This window comes from Streptomyces sp. MNU76, assembly GCF_020982545.1.
Classification (GTDB): Bacteria; Actinomycetota; Actinomycetes; order Streptomycetales; family Streptomycetaceae; genus Streptomyces.
This window is the reverse complement of sequence record NZ_JAJKLK010000010.1, coordinates 81526-106358: the sequence shown is the minus strand read 5'-3', so window position 1 is coordinate 106358 and position 24833 is coordinate 81526. Positions and strand designations below refer to the sequence as shown.

Here is a 24833-nt window from a genome sequence, read left to right as displayed (position 1 = left end):
CCACTCCTCTTTCTCACTTCGGGTTCCGCTCGGCCCACGCGACGAGCCCCCGTAGGGCCCGGAACCAGGTCTCGGCGAGATCCTGGACCGTGTCGCGCGGCAGCAGTCCTTCCAGATACGACCAGTGCGCGGCCAGCACCGGCCCGTCCGCCCGGTCCTCGGCCACCACGTTGATCTCCAGCGCGTGGCCCTCCCGCATCGCGTCCTCCGACCCGATGTCCGCCGCGTCCTCCTCCGGCGCGTACGACCAGTCCGTCTTCTCCGGGATGCCGAACCGGCCCAGGTAGTTGAACTCGACGCGCGGCGCCTCGTAGGCCGCCAGCACCTCGCGGGTACGGGGGTTGAGGTGCCGCAGCATCCCGTAGCCGACCCCGTTCGCGGGCAGTGCCGCCAGATGCTCCCGCACCCGGCGCACGGCCTCAGCCGCCGCCGGGCCCCCGGCGAAGGCCTCGACGGGGTCGGCCGGTCCCGAGTCCAGCCGGACCGGGTAGACGCTGGTGAACCAGCCGACCGTACGCGACAGATCGATCCCGTCACCGCCCAACCCCTCCTCCCTACCGTGCCCTTCGAGGTCGACGAGGACCGAACCGTCCCCGCTGCCGTCCCGGCGCCGCCGGTCCGCGAAGGCGAGCGCGAGCCCGGCCAGCAGGACGTCGTTGACGGCGGCACCGAACGCGGCCGGCACCGCCGACAGCAGCGGGCCGGTGTGCTCGGCGGGCAGCCGGAGGACCACCTCGCGCCGGGTGGCGCTGGTGTCGCGGTCGGGGTCGCGGTCCCGGGACAGCGGCAGGGAGGCCGCGCCGTCGGCGAGAACCGCCTCCCACACGGGGAGTTCGGCCTCCCGCTCGGGACGCTGGGCCAGCTCCGTGAGCAGCCTCGACCAGCGGGCGAAGGAGGTCTCGACGGGCAGCAGCCCGACGGGCCGTCCGGCCGACACGTCCTGCCAGGCCGCCGCGAGGTCCGGCAGCAGCACCCGCCAGGACACACCGTCCACGACGAGGTGGTGGCCCATCAGCAGCAGCCGCCCCGGGGCGTCGCCGGCGTCGAACCACACGGCCCTGACCATGATTCCGGCATCGGGGTCGAGCAACGCCCGTGCCGCGACGGTGTGTTCGCGTACGGCCTCGCCGAGCGCGGTCGCGTCCAGCCCGCGGACGTCGACCCGTTCGATCCAGTCGGCCGGGTCGACCGTTCCGACGCTCGGCACGTGCAGCGACCACTGTTCGGTGTCCTCGGCGGAGGGCCGGACCAGGGTGGCCCGCAGCAGGTCGTGCCGGTCGGCGAGCGCCCGCAGCACGGCGGTCAGACCCGTCAGGTCCAGGTCCGTCGGAGTGCGGACCAGGGCCGCCTGGTGGTAGGAGGCGAAGGGGCCGCCGAGTTCGCGCAGCCAGTGCATGACCGGGGTGAGCGGCACCGTGCCGGTGCCGTCGTCCGCCGGACGCGGCGCCGACACGTCGGCCGCCTCGGCGACCGTGCCCAGCGCGGCCGGGGTGCGGTGCCGGAAGACCAGCCTCGGGCTGATCCTCAGTCCCGCCGCGCGGGCCCGGCCCACGAGCTGCATGGCGACGATGCTGTCACCGCCGAGGGCGAAGAAGTCGTCGTCCGCACCGACCCGTTCGAGCCCCAGCACCTCCGCGAAGACCGTGCACAGCACCTCCTCCATCGGCGTCGAGGGTGCCCGTCCCGAGGACAGCGCGGAGAAGTCCGGCGCGGGCAGGGCGGACCGGTCCAGCTTGCCGTTGGCCAGCTGCGGGAACCGCGCCAGGGCGACCACGGCCGCCGGGACCATGTGGTCGGGCAGCCGTCCGGCGACATGGGCGCGCAGCGCCGCCGGGGCGGGCTCCCGGCCCGGGGCCGGCACCACATGGGCCACGAGCAGCTTGCGCGCCCCGTCCTGATGGACCGTCACCAGGGCCTGGGCGACCTCCGGATGGGCGGTCAGCGCGGCCTCGATCTCGGCGGGCTCGATCCGGAAACCGCGGATCTTGACCTGGTCGTCGGCGCGGCCGAGGTAGTCGATCCGTCCGTCACCGGTCCAGCGGGCCAGGTCGCCGGTGCGGTACAGCCGTGATCCGGCCGGACCGAACGGGTCGGCCACGAACCGCTCGGCCGTCAGACCCGGGCTGCCCAGATAGCCCCGGGCGAGACCGCCGCCCGCCAGATACAGCTCACCGGGGACGCCGGGCGGCACCGGCCGCAGCCGGTCGTCGAGGACGTACGCCCGGGTGCCGGCCACCGGCCGCCCCACCAGCGGCCGTTCGCTGTCGCGGACGCGTCCCACGAGGGCGTCCACGGTCGACTCGGTCGGCCCGTACAGGTTGAACGCCTCGGTGCCGGGCAGTTCGGACAGCCGCTTCCACAGGGCGACGGGCACCGCCTCGCCGCCCACGCCGACGACCACGAGCGGGCAGTCGCCGCCCTCCAGCAGCCCGCTGTCGGCCATCTGCGCGAAGAACGAGGGCGTGACCTCCAGGAAGTCGAAGCGGTGCCGGAGCACGGTCTCGGTGACCAGTTCCGGGTCGCGCCGGACCTCCTCCGACAGCACCTGCACGCAGTGCCCGTCCAGCAGCCACAGCTGCGGCTGCCAGGACGCGTCGAAGAAGAACGACCAGGCGTGACCGACCCGCAGATGGCGCCGCCCGGCCGCCTCGATCGCGGGCGCGTACAGCGTCTCGCGGTGGCTGTGGAAGAGGTTGCCGAGCGTCTCGTGGGTGATCACGACACCCTTGGGGCGGCCGGTGGAGCCCGAGGTGTAGATGACGTACGCCGGGTGACGGGGCGTCAGCGGGGCTCGGCGGTCGGCGTCGGTGAGGTCGGCCGGGTCCTGTGCCGCGAGCTGTTCCCGGGTGCCGGGATCGTCCAGCCGCAGCGCGGCGATGCCGGGCGGCAGTCCGGCGCCGGACTCGCGGGTCGTCAGGGTGAGGACCGGACCGGCGTCGGCGAGGACGTCGGCCGTACGCTCGGGCGGGGCGTCCGGGTCGAGCGGCAGATACGCCCCTCCCGCCTTGTGCACCGCGAGGACGGCGGTGAGGAAGTGCGCGGTGCGCGGTAGCGCGAGCGCGACGAACCGCTCCGGTCCCGCGCCCGCCTCGACGAGCAGCCGGGCCAACCGGTTGGCGTCCGCGTTCAGTTCGGCGAAGGTCAGCTCCACGCCGTCGGAGGCCGCGGCGGGCAGGCCGCCGTGGAGACGCGCCCGCTCCTCGAAGAGCGCGGGCACCGTGGTGGGCCCACCGGCGACCGGCGTGCTGTGCCAGCCGCCGAGCAGCCGGGCCCGCTCGTCCGGGGCGAGGATGTCGATGCCGCCGAGCGGGGTGTCCGGATCGTCGGTCACGGCGCGCAGGACGTGCCGCAGCCGGTCCGCGAACGACTGGGCGGTGGCCGGGTCGAACAGATCGGCGCTGTACTCCAGGACGCCGTCCACGCCGGTGCCGTCGCCGCGCTCGACGAAGTCGAAGGACAGGTCGAACTTGGCGGTCGTCCGCGCCACGTCGTCCTGGCGGGCGGCCAGACCGGCCAAGCCGGACAGCCCCGTCTCGTCGCGGGACGCGAGATATACGACCATCACCTGGAACAGCGGGTGACGGGCGAGCGAGCGGGCCGGGTCGAGCACCTCCACCAGCCGCTCGAAGGGCAGGTCCTGGTGGTCGAAGGCCGCCAGGTCGGCCTCCCGGACGCGGCCGAGCAGCTCCCGGAACGTCGGGTCACCGGAGGTGTCGGTGCGCAGCACCAGCGTGTTGAGGAAGAACCCGACCAGGTCGTCCAGCCCTGAGTCGGTGCGCCCGGAGATCGGGCTGCCGACGGGGATGTCGTCGCCCGCGCCGAGCCGGGACAGGAGCGTGGCCACGGCCGCCTGGAGCACCATGAACACACTGACCCCGTTCTCCCGGGCCAACCCGTCCAGCGCGGAGGCGAGCGCGGCGTCCAGCGACAGGTCGGCGGAGCCGCCCCGGTAGGTGGACTCCAGCGGACGCGGCCGGTCCACGGGCAGCGCCAGCTCCTCGGGCAGCCCGGCCAGCGCCCGCTTCCAGTACGCGACCTGCCGTGCCGCGAGGCTGCCCTCGTCCTTCTCGTCGCCGAGGACGTCGCGCTGCCACAGCGTGTAGTCGGCGTACTGGACGGGCAGCGGCTCCCACTCGGGCGCGCGTCCGGCCCTGCGGGCGGCGTAGGCGAGCCCGAGGTCCCGGTGCAGCGGGCCCTCGGACCACTCGTCCCCCGCGATATGGTGCAGGAGCAGCAGGACGGTCCACTCCTCCTCGCCGGTGCGGAACACATGGACCCGCAGCGGGAGTTCACGCTCCAGCGCGAAGCCGTACGCGCCGGCCTCCGCCAGCAGCTCGGGCAGCAGCTCGTCGTCCGTGTCGACGACCTCGAACGGCACCCGGACGTCCCCGGGCGCCAGGACCAGCTGGTGGGCCCGGCCCTCGTCGTCGGGGAAGACCGTGCGCAGCGTCTCGTGCCGGACGACCAGATCGTGCACGGCCGCCCGCAGCGCCTCGACGTCCAGCGCGCCCGTCAGTCGCCAGGCCGAGGGGATGTTGTACGTCGCGCTGGGGCCCTCCACCTGGTACAGCACCCACAGCCGTTGCTGGGCGGAGGACAGCGGCAGCCGCTCGGGGCGCTCCCGGACCGTCAGCGCCGGGCGGGCGGTCCCCGCCGTGTCCGCCGTGTCGGCCAGCCGCCGCGCGAGCCGGGCCACCGTCGGCGCGTCGAACACCGTGCGCAGCGACACCTCGGACCCGAACGCGGCCCGGACGCCGGCGACCAGCCGCATGGCCAGCAGCGAATGGCCGCCCAGGGCGAAGAAGTCGTCGTCGACGCCGACCCGGTCCACGCCCAGCACCTGCGCGAACAGACCGCGGAGGATCTCCTCCCGCGGACTCCCCGCCCGGCCGGCGCCGGCGCCGCCCGCCGTGAAGTCGGGCGCGGGCAGCGCGCGCCGGTCCAGCTTGCCGTTGGACGTCAACGGCAGCGCGTCGAGGACGACGACCGCCGCGGGCACCATGTGCTCGGGCAGCGCGGCGGCGGTGTGGGCCCGCAGGACCGCCGGGTCGGCGGCTTCTCCCACGGCGGGGACGACGTACGCGACGAGCCGCTGGTCGTGGGGGACGACGACCGCGTGGGCGACGGACGCGTGCCGCGCGAGCACGGCCTCGACCTCCCCGGGCTCGATGCGCACACCACGGATCTTGACCTGGTGGTCGGTCCGGCCGAGGAAGTCGAGTGTGCCGTCGGGCAGCCAACGGGCCAGGTCGCCCGTCCGGTACATCCGCGCGCCCGGTCCGCCGTACGGGTCCGCGACGAACCGCTCCGCCGTGAGCCCGGGACGGTCGAGGTAGCCCCGGGCGAGCTGGACGCCCGACAGATAGAGCTCTCCCGCCACACCGGGCGGCACCGGCCGCAGCGCCGCGTCGAGGACGTAGGTCCGGGTGTTCCACACGGGACGCCCGATCACCACCCGGTCGGACCCCGGCGGCACCCGGCCGGCCGTGACGTCGACCGAGGCCTCCGTCGGCCCGTACAGGTTGTGCAGCTCCGCCGGGAGCACCTCGTGGAAGCGCTCGGCCACCGTCGGCGGCAGCGCCTCGCCACTGCACATCACCCGGCGCAGACCCGTGCAGCGCGCGGCGGTCGGCTCCTCCAGGAACACCTGGAGCATCGACGGCACGAAGTGCGTGGTGGTCACGCCCTGCTCGCGGATCACGCGGGCCAGATACGCCGGGTCCCGGTGGCCGTCCGGCCGGGCGACCACCAGCGCGGCGCCGGTGATCAGCGGCCAGAAGAACTCCCACACCGACACGTCGAAGCCGGCCGGGGTCTTCTGCAACACCCGGTCGTCGGGGGCGAGTCCGTAGGCGTCCTGCATTCACAGCAGCCGGTTGACGATGCCCTCGTGCGGGACGACCACTCCCTTGGGGCGGCCCGTCGACCCGGAGGTGTAGATGACATAGGCCGGGCTCGCCGGGTCGTACCCGGTGGGGAGTTCACCCTCGGGACCCTGCGGCAGCGCGTCCTCGACGACGCACACCGGCCGGGCCTCCTCCAGCATGAGCGCCCGCCGTTCCCGCGGCTGGTCCGCCTCCAGGGGCAGATAGGCGCCACCGGCCCGGTGCACCGCCAGCAGGGCGACCACCAGGTCCACCGAACGCGGCAGCGCCACCGCCACCGTGCGCTCCGGACCCACGCCCATCCCGGCCAGCACCCGCGCGGTCCGCTCGACCCGTGCGTCCAACTCCGCGTACGTCAGGCGCTGTTCGTCGTGGACGAGGGCGAGCGCGTCCGGGGTCCGCGCCACCTGGGCGCGGAACAGCTCCGGCAGGGTGGTCGCGGGCACCTCCCGTCCGGTGTCGTTCCACCGGACCAGCACCGACTCCCGCTCGGCCTCCGCCAGCACCTCCAGCTCCCGCACGGGCGTGTCCGGTGCGTCGGCGACCTGCTCCAGCAGCCGTGCCAGCCGCCCGGCCGTACGCCGGGCCGTCTCGTCGTCGTAGAGGTCGAGCGCGTACTCCAGCAGCAGGGTGAGACGGTCCTGTCCCACCTCGTCGACGAAGGTGAAGTGCAGGTCGAACCTGGCCATGCCGGTGTCCATGTCGAACCACTCGGTCGGCATGCCCAGCACGTCCGGGTCGCCGTCGGGCCGGTAGTGGTAGCCGAGCATGACCTGGAAGAGCGGGTTGCGGCCGGCCACCCGGGGCGGGTTCACGGCCTCCACCACGTGGTCGAACGGCAGGTCCTGGTGCTCGAACGCCTGGAGCGCCGACTCCCGCACCCGGCCAAGAAGCTGAGTGAACGTCAGGTCGGAGGGGCCGTCCTCGGCGCCCGACAGATCGGTGCGCAGCACCAGCGTGTTGACGAAGAAGCCGACCAGGTCGTCGAGTGCGTCGTCCGTACGTCCGGCGATGGGTGCCCCGAGCGGAATGTCGTCCCCGGCGCCCAGCCGGTGCAGCAGCGCCGCAGTGGCCGCCTGGAACAGCATGAACATACTGGTGTTCGTGGCGGCGGACAGCTCGCGCAGCGCCCGTCCGGTGGCGGGGGACAGCTCCAGACGCACCTTGCCGCCCCGCCCGGTGGGCGCGTCAGGGCGGGGCCGGTCCAGGGGCAGCGACAGCTCCTCGGGCAGCTCCCGCAACGCGTCGGTCCAGTGGGTGAGTTGGGCCGCACCGACCTGCCCGAGCAGTTTGTCCTGCCAGACGGTGTAGTCGGCGTACTGCACCGGCAGCGGCGGCCACCCCGGCGCGTGGCCCTCGGCCCGGGCCCGGTACGCGGTGGTGAGATCGGCGAGGAAGGGCCGGTCCGACCACTCGTCGGTCGCGATGTGGTGCAGGACCAGCGCCACCACGTGCTCGGCGAGGCCTAGCCGCAACACCTCCGCGCGAACCGGCAGTTCGGTGCTCAGGTCGAACGGCCGCCGCTGTGCCGCCTCGATCCGGCTCGCCAGGTCCTCCTCGCTGACCTCGGCGACCTGGAAGGCGGGTTCGGCCGCACCCGGCGCCACGATCCACTGGTAGGGCTCGCCGTCCTCCTCCAGGAAACGGGTCCGCAGAGTCTCATGACGGTCCGTCACATCGACCAGGGCCGCCCGCAGCGCGTCGAGGTCCAGCTCGCCGCGCAGCCGGAAGACGAGGGGGAAGTTGTAGGCCACCCCGCCGCCGGTGAGCCGCTCCACCAGCCACAGCCGCCGCTGTGCCGCCGACAGCGGGATGCGCGCGGGCCGCTCGGCGACCGTCCGCAGGGCGGGCCGCGCGGGACGTCCGGTGCCCGCCCGTAGCGCCAGTGCCTCCGGGGTGGGCGCCTCGAACAGATCACGGATGGCCAGCTCGGCGCCCAGTTCGGTGCGGGCGCGGCTGATCAGCCGGGTCGCGAGCAGCGAGTGGCCGCCCAGGTCGAAGAAGTTGTCCTCGGCACCGGTGCGGGGCAGCCCCAGCACCTCGGCGAAGAGCCGGCACAGCACCTCCTCGACGGGGGTGCGCGGGCCGCGCCCGGCCGACAGGGCGACCGCCGGCTCGGCGTCCGGCAGGGCGCGCACGTCCAGCTTGCCGTTGTCGTTCATGGGCAGGCCGGGCAGTACCACGAACGCGGCGGGCACCATGTAGCCGGGCAGTCGCTGTCCGAGGTCGTCGCGGAGCCGCCGGACGAGCGCGGTGTGGCCGCGTCCGGCCGCCGGCGTGTTGGCGTACGGAGCGGTGGTGTCGCGGTCGGCGCGCGGCCGGTACAGGCCGGCGGTGCGGGCGGTGTCGGTGCCGGGCACGAACACGGCCTCGTAGGCGCCGGGTTCGGCGGACCAGGTGGTGAGCAGCCGGTAGCCGCGTGCCTCGGCGGTCTCCCGCAGGTCCTCCGGTTCCACGCCCGTCGCGGCGACGGGCGACGGGCGGCCGGTGTCCAGGGCCCGCAGCCCGGCGAGGTCGCCGGCCGTGCGGGCGTCCGGGACGCCCCGCACCCGCAGCGGTCCGCCGTCGTCGAGCCGGGCGAGGAGCGCCTCCCGGCCGGTCCAGTCGACGGCCGGGACACCGTCCAGCGAGAGGCCGGCGTCCCCTTCGTAGAGCACCACGTCGTACCGGTAGCGCGTCAGCTCGTTGTGGTGGCGGCCCGCCTTGGTGCGCAGGTCGACGCCGACACCGAGGGTGGTGAACCAGTCCGGGTCGACGAGGAGTTCCTTCTCCAGCGCCAGACCCCGCTCCACGGCCCGGCGCAGGACCTCGGGGTCGGTGTCCGCCTCGGCGCGGGCGGCCTGGATACCGGACTGGAACGCCCGGGCCTGGCGCAGGTCGCGGACGTCTCCGAGGAACAGGGCGCCGCCGGGCGCGAGCAGGCCGAGGGCGCCGCGGATCACCTGGTGGAGGTGGTCCAGGCTCGGGAAGTACTGGACGACGGAGTTGATGACGATCGTGTCGAAGAACCCGGTGGGCAGGCCGTCGGTCACCTCGGCCGCCTGGCAGCGGAGTTCGACCTTGCCGGCCAGCGCAGGGTCGCTGCGCACGCCTTCGGTGAGCTTGCGGATCACGGGCGCGGCGAAGTCGGTCGCCCAGTACGTCTCCGCGTCCGGGGCGAGCTTCGACAGCAGCAGACCCGAGCCGACACCGATCTCCAGGATGCGGCGCGGCCCCAGTTCGCGGATGCGTTCCACGGTGGCCTCGCGCCACTGCCGCATGTGCTCCACGGGGATCGGCGTGCCGTCGTAGGAGCTGTCCCAGCCCGCGAAGTCCTCGGTGAACAGGGCGGTGCCGATCTCGGTGTACTCGGCGGAGTAGATCTCCTGCCACTCACCGATCTGCTCCCGTTCGGCCGAGTCCCGCGCTTCCCTGTCGAGTTCGGCGGGAACGACGTAGCCCACGAGCCGCTTCGTACCCGGTGCCGTGGTGTCGTCGCGGGCGAGCACGGCCGCCTGGGACACCTCGGGGTGCTGGGCGAGGGCGGTCTCGATCTCGCCCAGCTCGACCCGGTAGCCCCGGATCTTGACCTGGTCGTCGGTACGGCCGAGGAAGTCCAGGTTGCCGTCGGCGCGCCGGCGTACCAGGTCGCCGGTGCGGTACATGCGCTCACCCGGCAGCCCGTAAGGGTCGGCCACGAAGCGCTCGGCGGTCAGTCCCGGCCGGTCGAGATAGCCGCGCGCCAGGCCGACCCCCGCGATGTACAGCTCGCCCGCCACCCCGTCCGGCACCGGACGCAGCCAGGTGTCGAGGATGCGCGCGCGGGTGGCGCGGATCGGCCGGCCCACGGTCGGGGTCGCGCTGTCCTCCGTGCCGCCGCCGAGGGTGTTGATCGTGTACTCGGTCGGGCCGTACAGGTTGTAGCCGTACGTGCCCTCGGTGTCCCGCAGGGTGTTCCACACCGTCTCGGTGACGGCCTCGCCGCCGAGCAGCACCAACGGCGGCCGGTGCCCCTCCAACAGGCCCTCCTCGATGAGGAGATGGGCGTAGGTGGGGGTCACGTTGACGACGTCGACCCGGTGTTCCTCGCAGTACGCCACCAGCGCGGTCGCGTCCCGCCGCAGCTCCTCGTCGCAGATGTGCACCTCATGCCCCTCGACGAGCCACAGCAGCTCCTCCCAGGACATGTCGAACGCGAACGACACGGTGTGCGCGATCCGCAGCCGCCGCCCGCCCGCCGACGCGATCGCCGGCGCGAAGATCTCCTTCTGGTGGTTGAGCTGCATGTTCGTCAGGCCGATGTACGGCGTGACGACACCCTTGGGGCGGCCCGTGGAGCCCGAGGTGTAGATGACGTACGCCGGGTGGTCCAGGCTGAAGGACACCGACACCGGGCCCGCCGGGTAGGCCGCCAGCTCGGCCGCCACCGCCGGGTCGTCGAGCAGGACGCGCGGCGTGTCGCCCGTCAGCGTCCGGGACACGGCCTCGGTGGACAGCAGGAGCAGCGGGCGGGCGTCCGCCAGCATCAGCGACAGCCGGTCGGCGGGGTGGTCCAGCTCCAGCGGCAGGTACGCCGACCCTGTGCGCAGCACCGCGAACAGCGCGACCACCATGTCGATCGAGCGCGGCAGCCCGAGCGCGATCACCCGCTCCGGTCCGGCGCCCCGCGCGAGCAGCAGCCGGGCCATCCGGTCGCAGCGCGCGTCGAGTTCGGCGTACGTGAGGGTCCGCGCGCCGAAGACCAGGGCGGTCGCGTCCGGGGTGCGGGCGGCCTGCGCGGCCAGCATGTCCGCGACCGTCTCGTGCGGCACGGGCTGCCGCTGCTCGGCCTCCTCGCGGGCCAGCGCGGCGGCCTCGGCCGGCAGCAGGGCGTCCAGCGAACCGACGGGGGCGGTCGGGTCCGCCACCAGCCGGCCGACCAGCAGCACGAAGCGGTCCAACAGGCCCTGGGCGTACGTGTCTTCCAGCAGGTCGGGGCGGTAGGCCAGCGTCACCCGGACCCGTTCGCCGGGGGTCACCACCAGGTTCGCCGGATAGTGCGTGGCGTCGACATTGGCCACGGCCGTCGCGCCGTGCCGCGCGCGCAGCTCGGCGAGCCGCTCGTCCGTGTCGGCGTTGCGCAGCACGAACAACGTGTCGAACAGCCGCCGGTGGCCCGTCTCGGCCTGGAGCACACCCAGGCCCAGGTACTCGTACGGCATGACCTCCAGCCGCTCGCCCTGGACCCGGCGCAACAGGTCCAGGACCGGCTCGCGCGGATCGAAGGCGATACGCGCGGGCACGGTGTTGAGGAACATGCCGATGACGTTCTCGACGTCCGGCACCTCGCTGGGCCGCCCGGCCACCGTCGTACCGAACGCGATGTCGCCGCGGCCGGTCGCGCCCGCCAGGACCAGACCCCAGGCGGCGTTGAGCACGGTGTTGAGGGTCAGACCGTGGGCGCGCGCGGTGTCGCGCAGCCGCCGCGCGACCGCCGCCTCCAGCACGGCGTCCAGCTGCCGCGGGATCACCGGCTCCCGGCCCCGGTCGGAGGAGGCCGGCACCAGCAGCGTCGGCTCCTCGAAGCCGGACAGGGCCGCCCGCCAGGCGCGGGTCGCCTCGGTGTCGTCCTGCCGCTCCAGCCAGGTCAGGTAGTCGCGGTAGGAGCCGGGGCGGTCCAGGCCCACCGGGTCGCCCCCGCTCTCGTACAGCGCGAACAGCTGGCCCAGGAAGAGCCAGGCCGACCAGCCGTCCCACAGGATCAGATGACGTCCGACGACCAGCCGGTCGCCACGCTCCGCACCGAGCCGCACCAGCAGCATCCGGAAGAGCAGCGGACGGGTGAGGTCGAACCGCTGCGCCCTCGACTCCTCCAGCAACTCCCCCATCCGCAGGTCCTGTTCGGCCGCCGGGAGCCCCGAGAGATCCACTTCCCTCAGCGGGACCTCGGCGTCGCGCACGATGAACTGCACCGGCCGGCGCAGCCCTTCACTGGTGAACCCGGCGCGCAGGCTGGGGTTGCGGCCCAGCAGCGTGCGCACGGCGGCCGACAGCCGCTCGGTGTCGACGCGTTCGGCGAAGTCGAAGGACTCGTGGACGGTGTAGACGTCCAGGGAGCTGTCGTCGAAGTTCGAGTGGAAGAACAGGCCCTCCTGGAGCGGGGCGAGGGGCCACACGTCCTCGATCCGGCCCGGCGCGAGCCGGTCGATTCGTTCCCGCTCCTCCTCGGTCAGCGTGAACGCGGACTCGGCGGGACTCTCCCCGGCGGCCGACTTGTCGAGGGCCGCGGCCGCCGCGAGCGCCGCGGGCGTGCGGTGCTCGAGCACCTCGCGCGGGCCGATCACCAGACCCGCGCGGCGGGCCCGGCTGGAGACGGCGATCGAGCTGATGCTGTCACCGCCGAGGTGGAAGAAGTCGTCGTCGACCCCGACCTCGGGGAGCTTCAGCACGGCCGCGAAGATCTCGACGAGCACCTGCTCCCGGGGGTTGCCCGGCGCCCGGGTGACGGTGCCGCGCGAGCCCTGCGGCGCGGGCAGCGCGGCCCGGTCCAGCTTGCCGCTCGGGGTGAGCGGCAGCGCGTCCAGGACGACCCAGGCGCTCGGGACCATGGGGGAGGGGAGGGCGCCGGCCAGGGCCTCGCGCAGGTGGCTCGGCTCGGTGGCGTCTCCGGTGGGCACGACGTACGCGACCAGGGTGTCGTCGCGTACCGTCACGGCGGCCTGCGCCACCTCCGGCAGCCGCACCAGCGCGGCCTCGATCTCGCCGAGCTCGATGCGGTTGCCGCGCAGCTTGACCTGCCGGTCGGTCCGGCCCAGGTACTCGATCACCCCGTCCGCGCGCCGCCGGACCAGGTCACCGGTGCGGTACATCCGGGTGCCGGGCGGCCCGTAGGGGTCGGCGGTGAACCGCTCGGCGGTCAGCGCAGGCCGGGCGTGGTAGCCGCGGGCCAGCTGGACGCCGGTCAGGTACAGCTCGCCCGGGACACCGTCGGGGACGGGCCGCAGACAGGTGTCCAGGACCCGGAGCCCGGTGTTCCACACGGGCCGTCCGATGGGCACGGACGCGCCGGTCGGCTCCTCGTCGGAGGCGTACGGGTGGTAGGTGACATCGACGGCCGCCTCGGTCGGGCCGTACAGGTTGTGCAGCGGCACACCCGTCAGCGCGTGCCAGCGGCTCGCCGCGGTGACCGGGAGCGCCTCGCCGCTGCTCAGCACGCGGCGCAGCGACGCCGACCAGGTGGGGTCGCCGGTGACCTCGTCGTGCTGCAGGAAGGCCTCCAGCATCGACGGCACGAAGTGCATGGTCGTGATGGACCGCGCCCGTACGAGTTCGGCCAGATAGGCGGGGTCGCGGTGGCCGTCCGGGCGGGCGAGCACCACGGTCGCGCCTTCGAGGAGCGGCCAGAAGAACTCCCAGACGGACACGTCGAAGCTGGACGGCGTCTTCTGCAGCACCCGGTCGTCGGGGCCGAGGCCGTACTCGCCCTGGGTCCACGCCAGTCGGTTCACGACGGCCCGGTGGGTGACGACGACGCCCTTGGGCAGACCGGTCGAGCCGGAGGTGTAGATCAGGTAGGCGGGATCGTCGGGGCACGCGGGGGCGAGGGTGGTGGTGGGGGCGAGGCCGGCTGGCTGGGGCGGGGAGTCCCCGGTCGGCCCGGTGTCGGTGGCGTCGAGCAGCAGGACGGAAGGAACGTTCCCTCCGGCGGACCGGCTCGCTCCGGGCAGTCGGGCGGCCGTCGCGGCGAGTGTGACCACCGTCGTGGCGCCCGAGTCGGCGAGCATGTGCGCCACCCGGTCGGCCGGGTAGTCGAGGTCCACCGGCAGATAGGCGGCGCCCGACTTCAGGACGCCGAGCAGGGCCACCATCAGCTCCGCCGAGCGCGGCACGGCGACCGCCACGAACGCCCCCGGGCCCGCGCCCCGGTCGCGCAGCCGTACGGCCAACGCCGCGGCGCGCGCGTCCAGTTCGGCATAGCTCAGCCGCTCGTCCTCGAAGACGACGGCCGTCGCGTCCGGTGTCCGGGCGACCTGCGCGGCGAAGCCCTCCGCCAGGGTGGACTCCGGGGCGACGCGCTCTTCCCCGGCAGGGTGGGCCCGCAGGGCCTCGTCGGGGGAGAGCAGTTCAACGGAGGCGGCGGCACGGTCCGGTGCCTCGGCGATGGCCTCCAGGACGCGGGCCAGCCGGTCGCCGAGAGCACGGACGGTGTCGCCGTCGAGGCGCTCGGCGTGGTGCTTCAGCCGCAGGTCGAGCCGTCGACCGGGCTTGACGACGAGGGCGAGCGGATAGTGCACCGTGTCGTGGAAGGCGTCCCCGGTGATGCGTACGGTGCCCGAGGCGTCCCCGAGGTCCGACTCGGCGGGATAGTTCTCGAACACGACGAGGGTGTCGAAGAGTTCGCCGGAGCCCGTGTGCCCGGTGAGCCGCTGGATCTCGGCGAGACCCAGGTGCTGGTGGTCGAGCAGCCGGGCCTGTTCCTCCTGGAGGCGCGCGAGCAGGGTCCCAAGTGACTCGCGGGGTGTCCAACGGAAGCGTGTCGGAAGGGTGTTGATGAACAGGCCCACCATGGAGGCGATGCCGTCCACCTCGCCGTCGCGCCCGGAGACCGTGGTGCCGAACACCACGTCGTCCCGGCCGGTCAGCCGGCCCAGCAGCAGACCCCAGGCACCCTGCACCACCGTGCCGAGGGTGACACCGTGCTCACGGGCCCGTTCGGCGAGCCGCGAGGTGGTTCGCTCGGACAGTTCCACCCGGACGTGCTCCGGTCGTACGGGTGCCCCGTCGGCCGGGGCGCCGACCAGCCGCGTGGGCTCCTCCAGCCCGGCGAGCGCGTCGCGCCAGACCTCGCGCGCCGCCGCACGGTCCTGCTCGGCGAGGCGGCGCAGGAAGCCGCGGTAGGGGGCGACCTCGGGCAGCGCGGGCGCGTCGGTGCCGTAGAACGCCATCAGTTCCCGGTGCAGCACCGGCAACGACCAGCCGTCCGCGATGATGTGATGGAACGTCAGCACCAGGCGGCTGCGCTCCTCGCCGAGCCGGACCAGGGCGCAGCGCAGCAGCGGCGGCGCGGCCAGGTCGAAGCCCCGGGCCCGCTCGTCGGCGGACACCGCGTCGCCCAACGTCTCGCGGACCTCCCCGTCCTGGGACGAGAGGTCGACCTCCCGCCAGGGCAGCTCTGCGTCCCGCGTGATGATCTGCACCGGGGTGCCGTCCGGGCGCTGGCGGAACGCGGCCCGCAGCGGCGCGTGCCGGTCCAGCAGGCGCTGCGCGGCCCGGCGCAGCACGTCGGCGTCGACCGGTCCGGAGAGGTCCAGGACCTGCTGGACGACATAGGTGTCCCCGTCGGCGCCGCCGGTGAGGGCGTGGAAGAAGAAGCCCTGCTGGAGCGGGGTGAGAGGCAGCAGTTCGGCGACGGGCAGCGGATGTGTGCCCTGGATCTCGGCCAGTTCGGCCGGGCCGACCTCGATCAGGGGCTCGTCGGCGGTGTGTTCGGCGACCCGTTCGACGGCGGCCTCGGCCAGCGCCTCGACCGTGCGGTGCCGGAAGACGTCACGAGTGGTGAGCCTGAGACCCGACTCCCTGGCGCGGATGAGGAGTCGGATGGCGCTGATGCTGTCGCCGCCGAGCGCGAGAAAGTCGTCCTCGGCGGTCACCGTGTCCAGGCCGAGCACCTCGGCGTACAGCGAGCACAGCAGCCGCTCACGGGGGGTGCGCGGCGCGCGGCCGGAGCTCATCGTGGCGTAGTCCGGCGCCGGCAGCGCTCGCGCGTCGATCTTGCCGCTGGGGGTGACCGGCAGGGCGTGCAGCGGGACGAACGCCGAGGGGACCATGTAGTCGGGCAGCCACTCGGCGGCGTGCCCGCGCAGGGTCCGCATCAGCGCGCCCACGTCACGGAAGGGCGCGGGCCGGTTGGCGCGCGGATGGACACCGGCCGTCCGGTACAGCGGGCCGAAGGGGCCGTCGAGGACGAACACGGCGTCGAACGCGCCGTCGTCGGCGTTCCCGTTCCAAGTGAGCGCCACCCGGTAGCCGTGCTCGGCTGCCAGGGCGTGCAGGTCCTCGGGGTCGGTTCCGCCCGCCGCCTGCCTGCTGCTGCCCTCCAGGCGGCGCAGGTCCGCCAGGTCGTCCGCGAGGCGCGCGTTGGGCACACCGGTGACGCGGAGTCCGTCCGGTCGCCCGGCGAGCAGCCCCGCCAGTCGGCCGAGGCCGCCGACCTGCGACCAGTCGGCCTCCGGCAGCTCCCGGGCCGCCGTCGGAGTCCCCGGGCGCAGCACGACGTCGTACCGATAGCGGCTCAGCTCGTTGTGGTGCGCGGCCCGCTTGAGACGGATGTCCGCGTCGAAACCGTCGAGGGCGGCGAAGAAGTCCGGGTCGAGCAGGAGTTCGCCCTCCCAGCGCACCGACCGCTCGACGGCCGCCCGCAGCGCGCTCTTGTCGTCCTCGTCACCGCCGGTCGCCCGGCGGGTCTCCACAGCGGCGCGCAGCGTGCGCAGCAGACGCAGGTTGCGCACGTCGCCGACGAAGATCCGGCCATCGGGGGCGAGCAGCTCCGACACCTGACGCAGGACGTCGGCGAGGTACTTCCCGCCGGGGAAGTACTGGGCGACGGAGTTGATGACGACGGTGTCGAAGTACCCCTCGGGCAGGCCCTCGGTGTCATGGGCGGGCGTGGTCCGCAGCTCGACCTTCGCGGCCAGCTCCGGATCGGTGGCGACCTGCGCGCGCAGGGCCGCGACGGCCTCCGCCGAGAGGTCGGTGCCCCAGTAGGCCTCGCAGTCGGGCGCGATCCGGGACAGGATCAGTCCGCTGCCGACGCCGATCTCCAGCACCCGCCGGGCCGGACCGAGTTCACGGATCCGGTCGACGGTCGCCGCGCGCCATTCGCGCATCTCCTCGACGGGGATCGGCGTGCCGTCGTACATGCTGTTCCAGCCCGCGAAGTTCTCGCGGAGGCCGGATCCCCCGGACCCCCCTCCCTCAGAACCCCTGGATCCCGCGGAACCCTCGGCGCCCTCGATGCCCGAGTCCTCGGAACCGGCCGCCCCGTAGAGGAGTTCGTGCAGCTCCTTCCACTCCTCGACCCGTGCATCCGGGTCCGCGTCACGCGGTGCGTCGAGGGTCGGGACGACGTAGGCGGCGAGACGGCGGTCGCCCGGGCGGTCCTCACGGACGACGACCGTGACCTGGTCGACGGCCGGATGGCCGCGCAGCACCGACTCGATCTCGCCCGGCTCGATACGGAAGCCGCGGATCTTGACCTGGGCGTCGGCGCGCCCCAGGAACTCCAGCCGTCCGTCCGCCCGCCAGCGCACCAGGTCACCGGTGCGGTAGAGCCGCTCGCCGGGCTCCCCGAACGGGTCGGCGACGAACCGCTCGGCGGTCAGGTCCGGTCGCCCGAGATAGCCCCGCGCCAGGCCCGCGCCGCCCAGGTACAGCTCGCCGGTGACCCCGGCGGGCACCGGCCGCAGGAACGCGTCCAGGACATACGCCCGGGTCCCCGGGTCGGGCACACCGATCGGGACGATCGCCCCGGCGGGGATGTCCGGATCGCACAGCCCGAGCGTGGAGTTTGTGGTGGCCTCGGTCGGGCCGTAGGCGTTGAACATCATCCGCCCGCGCGCGTACCGGCCCACCAGCTCGGGGGAGACCCGCTCGGTTCCCGCCAACAGGGTGGCCGTGGGCGGCAGTTCGATGTCGTCGGGCATGGCGTCGAGCAGTGCGGGCGGCAGGATCATGAAGGTGATGCCGTGCGCGTTCGCGTAGTCGGCGAGCGGCGCTCCGGGCACCCGGCGCTCCGCCGGGACGACGACCAGCCGGCCGCCGGACAGCAGTCCGAGGCACAGGTCCCAGAAGGCGACGTCGAAGCTGGGCGAGGCGAACTGCAGCACTCGGCTGTGCGGTCCGATGCCGAACCGCTCGCTCTGCGTGGCCACCAGCTTCGCCACGCCGCCGTGTGCGAGGACGACGCCCTTGGGGCGGCCGGTCGAGCCGGAGGTGTAGATCACATAGGCGGCGTTGAGGACCGTGAGGGGCGCCCCGCGGTCCGCCTCGGTCGGGTCGTGGGCCGGGCGATCCGCCAACTCGGCCGCCGTGGCGGGGGAGTCCAGCTCCAGGAGGGTCATCCCCCGCACCGGGTCGGGGAGGTCGCGCGCGGTCTCGGCGGTGGTCACCATGCAGACGGGCCGTGCGTCGCCCAGCATGTACGCGATGCGGTCCGCCGGGTAGTCGTGGTCGATCGGCAGATAGGCGGCGCCCGACTTGAGGACGGCCACCTCGGCCACGATCAGCTCGGCGGACCGCGGCAGCGACAGGGCGACGATCCGCTCGGGACCGGCACCCCGCGCGATCAGCGCGTGCGCCAGGCGGCCCGCGCGTTCGTCCAGCTCGGCGTAGGTGAGTTCCTCGTCCTCGAAGACCAGCGCCACGGCCTCGGGGCGTCGGCGCACCTGCTCGGCGAACATGGCTGGCCAGGTGTCCGCCGGCACCGAGTGCGCGGTCGCGTTCCAGCCGAGGACGACCTGCCCGTACTCCTCCCGGGACATCAGATCCAGCCGGGCCACCGGCGTCCCGGGCCGGGCCACGGCGTCGGCGAGCAGGGTGCGGTAGTGGCCCAGCAGCCGCTCGATCGTCGTGCCGTCGAAGAGAGCGGGGGAGTACGACGCGCGCGCCGAGTCCCCGTCCACCTCCAGCAACACGTCGACCGGCGCGGGGAGTTCACCGGCCGGGCGGTCGGCCGTGCCGAACGCCGTGTTGCAGAACAGCCCGCCGCCCCGGGTCGGCCGGGGGCGCAGCTCCTCCACCAGCAGGCCGACGGGCACCCGGTGAGTCGCCGCGTCCTCCCACGCCTCGGTCACCCGTCGCACCAACTCGGCGAACGTCGGCTCGTGCGCGACGGACACCCGCAGCGGGAGCCCGCCATGACAGACCGTCAGATCCGTGGCCCCGGTGTAGCGGTGCAACAGCGCGACGAACGCCGCGAGTCGGACGGTGTCGGGGGCGTCCGGGAGGTCCGTCACCGCCCGCGTGTCCCGTCCGGGCAGCGGATGTGGCGGATGCGGCCGGTCGGCGGGCAGCGCGATCTCGAGCGGGAGCGGTGTCAGCAACCGCCGCCAATGGGACAGAACTTCCTCGGAACCGCACACAGCCGCGAGCCTCCCCAGCGGGTCGGGGTCCCGGACCAGGGGCCGGGGTCGCGGACATACTAAGGTAAGGGTTACCTAATTCACAGGGTCCGCGAAGAGAGGTACCCGCCGGGGCGGGGCGGCATTCGAGGGAAGACCTACAGTTCACCGCGTGCTCGCCCTACAGTTAAGGCAAGCCTCATCAAAGAAAGTTGAAGACGTGGGGACCTCGACGGTCCGGGCGGCGAAAGGCCCCCGCGCGGTACTGCTGCTGACGCTCTCCGGCGTCCTCCTGCTCACGCTGTGCGCCCTGTCGATGGCGTTCGGCGCCCTGGGCGTCCCCCTCGACCAGGTGTGGCACACCCTGGTCGGCGACGCCCCCAGCACCCGGATCGACAACGTCATCTGGTCCGTACGCCTGCCACGCACCGCCCTCGGCCTCGCCACCGGCGCCGCCCTCGGCCTGTCGGGCTCGCTGATGCAGGCGCTGACCCGCAATCCGCTGGCCGACCCCGGCATCCTCGGGGTGAGCGCGGGCGCGGCCTTCGCCGTGGTCCTGTCGGTCGGGGTGCTGGGCATCGGATCGGTGTACGGCTACATCTGGTTCGCCTTCGGCGGCGCGTTCGCCGCCAGCGTCCTCGTGTACCTCCTCGGCGGGCTGGGCCGGTCCGGCTCTACACCGGTCAAACTCGCGCTGGCCGGTGTGGCGGTGACCTCCCTGCTGTTCTCGCTGACCAGCGCCATCGCCCTGACCGACCCGGACGCGCTCAACCGCTACCGATTCTGGAGCGCCGGCTCCCTCGCCAACCAGGACGAGGCCGTCCTGCTGCGCGTGCTGCCCTTCCTGGCCGTCGGCGCGATCCTCGCCCTCGCCTGCGCCCCCGCCCTCAACAGCCTCGCGCTCGGCGACGACGTCGCGAAGTCGCTCGGCCTCAAGCTGGGCCTGGTCCGCGTCCAGGGCGTCGTCGCCGTCACCCTGCTCACCGGGGGAGCGGTCGCCGTCATCGGGCCCGTGGTCTTCGTCGGCCTGGTGGTCCCGCACATCGCCCGGGTCCTCGCCCAACTGGCCGGGATCGGCCCGGACCACCGCTGGCTGCTCCCGCTGTCGGCCCTCCTCGCCCCCTGCCTCCTGCTGGCCGCCGACATCGCGGGCCGCCTGCTCGCCCGCCCGACCGAGATCCAGGCCGGTGTCCTCGTCGCCTTCGTCGGCGGCCCCTTCTTCATCGCGCTGGTCCGCCGCCGACGTCTCGCGGAGCTGTGAACCATGACCTCACGACCGGGCGTACGCGGGCGCGTGAGAACCGAATCCGTGGAGCTGTGAGCAGATGACGACCGAACTCGCCCCCGTGCCGCCCCCGAAGGGCGCCGGGGACCCCACGCCGAAGCGGCGTACGGCCGACCGCGTCGCCTTCCGGCTGCCCGCCCCGCCCGTCTCCGGCGTCGTACGGCCCCGGTTGCTGGCGGTCGGTCTGCTGCTCGCGGCGGCCGCGTTCCTGGCGTTCTCGGTGGAGACCTCCGTCGGTGACATCGCCCTGCCGCTCGGCGACGTGATGAAGGCCCTGGTGGGCACGGGCGATCCCGGTACCGAGCTGATCGTCCACGAACTGCGGCTGCCGCGTGCCCTGGCCGGGCTGCTCGTCGGCATCGCCTTCGGCATCTCCGGCGCCCTCCTGCAGACGGTGACGCTCAACCCGCTGGCCAGCCCCGACATGATCGGCATCACCCAGGGCGCCGGGACCGCCGTCGTCGCCGGGATAGTCCTCGGCTGGGACGCGGGCCTGGGCACCCAGGCCCTGGGCCTGCTCGGCGCCGCGGTCACCGGCCTGCTGGTCTACGCGCTCGCCTGGAAGCGTGGCACCACCGGGTATCGCATCGTCCTCGTCGGCATCGGCGTGGCCTGGATCTGCACCAGCCTCACCGACTACCTCATGGCCCGCGGCCAGCGCTTCCAGGCCCAGGCCGCCCTCGGCTGGCTCGTGGGCAACCTCAACGGCCGTACCTGGGACCAGATCGGCCCGCTCGCCGTCACCCTGGCCGTGCTCGTGCCGCCCGCGATCCTGCTCGGCCGCCAGATCCGTGTCATGCAACTCGGGGACGACGTCGCGAAGGGCCTCGGCACCCGGGTGCAGCTCGTCCGGGTGGCCGTCCTGCTCATCGCCGTCGGTCTCGTGGCCTTCGGCACGGCCACCGCCGGACCCATCGCCTTCGTGGCGCTCGCCGCGCCCCAGGTCGCCCAGCGCCTGGCCGGCACTCCGTTCCCACCGCCCGTCGCCGCGGGGCTCACCGGTGCGGTGATGGTCCTCGTGTCGGACCTCGCCGCCCGCAAGCTCGTCCCGGACACGGAGCTTCCGGTCGGGATCGTCACCGGGGTGCTCGGCGCCCCCGTACTGCTGTGGCTGCTCATCCGCGCCAACCGCGCCGGTTCAGGAGGCTGAAGACGTGTCATCGAAGGACGAGCCGACCACGAAGCGCGACGCCCGCGCCCTCGGCGATTCCCGTGCCGGTTCCCACGCCGATTCCGGTGCCGATTCCCGTTCGGGCGGTCCCGTCGACGGTCCCGAACTCCGTGCCGAGGGTCTGCGCCTCGCCTACGACGACCGGATCGTCGTAGAGGACCTCGACCTGGTGATCCCGACGGGCCGGGTCACCGCCATCGTCGGCGCCAACGCCTGCGGCAAGTCGACCCTGTTGCGTGCGCTGGCCCGACTGCTGACCCCCAAGGCGGGCACCGTCCACCTCGACGGCCGCTCGGTGCACTCCCTCCCCACCCGGGTCCTCGCCCAGCGGCTCGGCATCCTCCCGCAGACGCCCGTGGCACCCGAGGGCCTGACCGTCATCGACCTGGTGGGGCGCGGACGTTCCCCGCACCAGACCTGGTGGCGGCAGTGGTCCCGGAGCGACGAGGAGGCCGTGCACGAGGCGCTCAGGGCCACCGCCATGAGCGACCTCGCCCACCGTCCCGTCGACGAACTCTCCGGCGGACAACGCCAACGCGCCTGGATCGCCATGGCCGTCGCCCAGGGCACCCCGGTGATGCTGCTCGACGAGCCGACGACCTACCTGGACCTCGCCCACCAGATCGACGTCCTCGACCTGGTCACCGATCTCAACCGGCACCAGGGCCGCACCGTCGTCATGGTCCTGCACGATCTCAACCAGGCCTGCCGGTACGCCGACCACATCGTCGCGATGAAGGGCGGCCGGATAGCGGGCCAGGGAGCCCCCGCCGACGTCATCACCGCGAGGACGGTCGAGGACGCCTTCGGACTGCGCTGCGTGGTAGGGGAGGACCCCGTCAGCCACACGCCCATGGTGATCCCGATGGGCCGTCACCACGAGGGCATGGAGGCGGACGCGGTACCCGTCGCGGGCACCGCAGGCTGACCCGGGACACCCCGCGGGCACCGTCGGCCGATGAGGCCGGCGGTGCCCCCGAGTTCACGGACGGGCCGTCAGATAGCCGCCCATCGTGCGGAAGTAGTCCGTCGCCGCGAGTTCCGTGCCGTCCTCCGTCCGCACCCGCTTGACCACCAGCCCCGGCAGCCGCCCGGAGCGCGCCTCGGCGCCGGCGACGACCACGACACCGTCGCCCTCCCGGATGAAGATCCGCCCCGGCGTGCCGCCGTATCGGCCCTCGGACACCGCGGCCGAGACGATCCGGACGCGCTGACCCCGATGGTGGGTGAAGGCGTTCGGATACGGGTCGGACTGGGCCCGTACGAACCGCTCCAGCTCCTCGGCGGGCCAGGTCCAGTCGATCCGGCTGTCCTCCAGGGACCGCTTGTGGAAGAAGCTCGACCGCGAGCGGTCCTGGGGCGTCCACACGGCCTCGCCGGAGGCGATGAGAGCGAGCGACTCGGTGACGAGCGGGCCGATCAGATCGACCGTGCGGTGGAACAGGTCCGTCGCCGTGTCCTGCGGCCCGACCGCCACCGACCGCTGCAACAGCACATCTCCCATGTCGAGTTCGGCGTCCATCCGGTGGGCCGTGACACCGACCTCGGGCTCGCCGTTGATGAGCGCCCAGATGAGCGGGGAGAAGCCAGCGTAGGCGGGGAGCAGCGAGTCATGGATGTTGAGCGTGCCGTGCGGCGGCAGACCGAAGATCTCCGGCGGCAGCCAGGTGCGCCAGTTGTTCGCCACGATGAGATCCGGCTCGGCCTCCTTGAGCAAGCGCAGCAGCTCGTCGTCGTCCGGCCGGTTGCGCAACAGCACCGGTACGTCGTGCTGTTCGGCGAGATCGGCCACCGAGTCGTTCCAGATCTTCTCGTACGCGTGGTCGCTCTTCGGATGGGTGACGGCCAGCACCACCTCGTGTTCGGAATTCAGCAGTGCCTGCAGCGTCCGGTGTCCCCAGGTCTGGTACCCGAACATGACGACCCGCATATGAGCCCTCCTCAGCCGTTGCTAGGTAAGGCTTACCTTATCTAACATGGCTGTGCTTGGGGGAGGCTGTGTTCCGGCTTGGGAGACTCTGTGACCCCTTCTATGAAAGGCGGATGACGCGGTGACGACGCTGCACACCGGGGCGGATTCCATCTACGACGTACTGGGGATCGGGTTCGGCCCATCCAATCTCGCACTCGCCATCGCACTGCACGAACACTCCGTGGCCTCCGGCACGCAGGACGCACTGCGCGTCGGATTCCTGGAGAGACAACCCCGGTTCGGATGGCACCGGGGCATGCTCATCGACGACGCCACCATGCAAGTGTCCTTCCTCAAGGACCTGGTGACGATGCGTGACCCCACCAGCGACTTCAGCTTCCTGTGCTACCTGCGCGACCGCGGCCGTCTCGTCGACTTTCTCAACCTGAAGACGCTCTTCCCGCTGCGCATCGAGTTCCACGACTACTTCGAGTGGGCGGCAGCCCGCGTCGCGCACCTCGTCGAATACTCCTCGGAGGTCGTCTCCGTACGTCCGGTCACCCGGGACGGCGAGATCCGCTACTTCGACGTCACCAGCCGCGTCCCCGGCGACCCCGACAGCCTCACCGTCCGCAGGACCCGCAGCATCTGCGTGGCCACCGGCCTGGAGCCGCATCTCCCGCCCGGCGCCGCCCTGTCCGAACGGGTCTGGCACAACAGCGAGTTGCTGACCCGCGTCGACCAAGTCGTGCGCTCCGGAAGGCCCGTGCGCCGCGCGATCGTCCTCGGCGCGGGCCAGAGCGCGGCGGAGGCCGTGGACTACCTCCACCGCAACTTCCCCGAGGCCGAGATCTGCTCGGTCTTCGCCAAGTACGGCTACACGCCCGCCGACGACAGCCCCTTCGCCAACAAGATCTTCGACCCCGAGGCCGTCGACCTCTACTACGGCGCGCCCCGCGAGGTGAAGCAGTCGCTGTTCGACTACCACCGCAGCACCAACTACTCCGTCGTGGACATGGACCTGATCGAGTCCCTGTCCCGGTCGATGTACCAGGAGAAGGTCCAGGGCCGGGAGCGACTGAGGATGATGAACGTCTCCCGGCTGCGCGAGGTGGAGGACGGCCCCGAGGACGTCAAGGTGACCGTGGAGTTCCTGCCGACGGGGGAGCGTGAGGTCCTCTCCTGCGACCTCCTCGTCTACGCCACCGGCTACCGGCCCCGGGGCGTCGGCGACGACCTGGGCGAGATCGGCAAACTCTGTCTGCGCGACGACGAGGACGCCCTCATGGTCGGCCGCGACCACCGGGTCACCACCAACCCCCATGTCACCGCCGACATCTATCTGCAGGGCGGCACCGAACACACCCACGGCCTCACCTCCACCCTCCTGTCCACCACCGCCGTACGCGCCGGGGAGATCTGCGCCTCCCTCCTCGCCCGTCGTGCGGCGGTCCCGGCGGCAGCGGCGGGGTGAGGACCCGCCGCGACGCGCCCCCCCCGATGC

The 24833-nt window shown here is 73.1% G+C and carries 5 protein-coding genes and 1 pseudogene; 4 read left to right on the top strand and 2 right to left on the bottom strand.

The genetic code is table 11. The annotated features are described in order from the left end of the window. Positions 1-13: 13 nt before the first annotated feature. Positions 14-18982: pseudogene (locus E4N62_RS24360) on the bottom strand (amino acid adenylation domain-containing protein). Positions 18983-19181: 199 nt separating this feature from the next. Here E4N62_RS24360 and E4N62_RS24355 point away from each other — a divergent pair. The 3 genes from E4N62_RS24355 (at position 19182) to E4N62_RS24345 (ending at position 22345) form a co-directional block, all read left to right on the top strand. Next, on the top strand, positions 19182-20222 hold the full coding sequence (locus tag E4N62_RS24355) for an iron ABC transporter permease (RefSeq protein WP_230217710.1): 1041 nt from the start codon (positions 19182-19184) through the stop codon (positions 20220-20222). 64 nt (positions 20223-20286) lie between these two features. Next, positions 20287-21396 (top strand): iron chelate uptake ABC transporter family permease subunit, encoded by a 1110-nt coding sequence (locus E4N62_RS24350; protein ID WP_230217708.1) that lies wholly within the window; start codon positions 20287-20289, stop codon positions 21394-21396. Positions 21397-21538: 142 nt separating this feature from the next. Beyond that, the gene (locus tag E4N62_RS24345; RefSeq protein ID WP_230217843.1) at positions 21539-22345 is read left to right on the top strand and encodes an ABC transporter ATP-binding protein; all 807 of its coding nucleotides are present in this window, start codon (positions 21539-21541) and stop codon (positions 22343-22345) included. A 54-nt stretch (positions 22346-22399) separates the two neighbouring features. Here the strand turns inward: E4N62_RS24345 and E4N62_RS24340 are convergent, their stop codons facing one another. Beyond that, positions 22400-23347, bottom strand: coding sequence for a methionyl-tRNA formyltransferase (locus E4N62_RS24340; protein WP_230217705.1), 948 nt, complete (start codon positions 23345-23347; stop codon positions 22400-22402). Between the two features lie 121 nt (positions 23348-23468). Here E4N62_RS24340 and E4N62_RS24335 point away from each other — a divergent pair, with 121 nt between their 5' ends. Next, positions 23469-24803 (top strand): lysine N(6)-hydroxylase/L-ornithine N(5)-oxygenase family protein, encoded by a 1335-nt coding sequence (locus E4N62_RS24335; RefSeq protein ID WP_230217703.1) that lies wholly within the window; start codon positions 23469-23471, stop codon positions 24801-24803. Positions 24804-24833 lie beyond the last annotated feature (30 nt).

Coding starts and splice junctions, on each gene's coding strand:
- E4N62_RS24350 (WP_230217708.1), top strand. CDS start 20,287: ATGACGACCGAACTCGCCCCCGTGCCGCCCCCGAAGGGCGCCGGGGAC.
- E4N62_RS24340 (WP_230217705.1), bottom strand. CDS start 23,347: ATGCGGGTCGTCATGTTCGGGTACCAGACCTGGGGACACCGGACGCTG.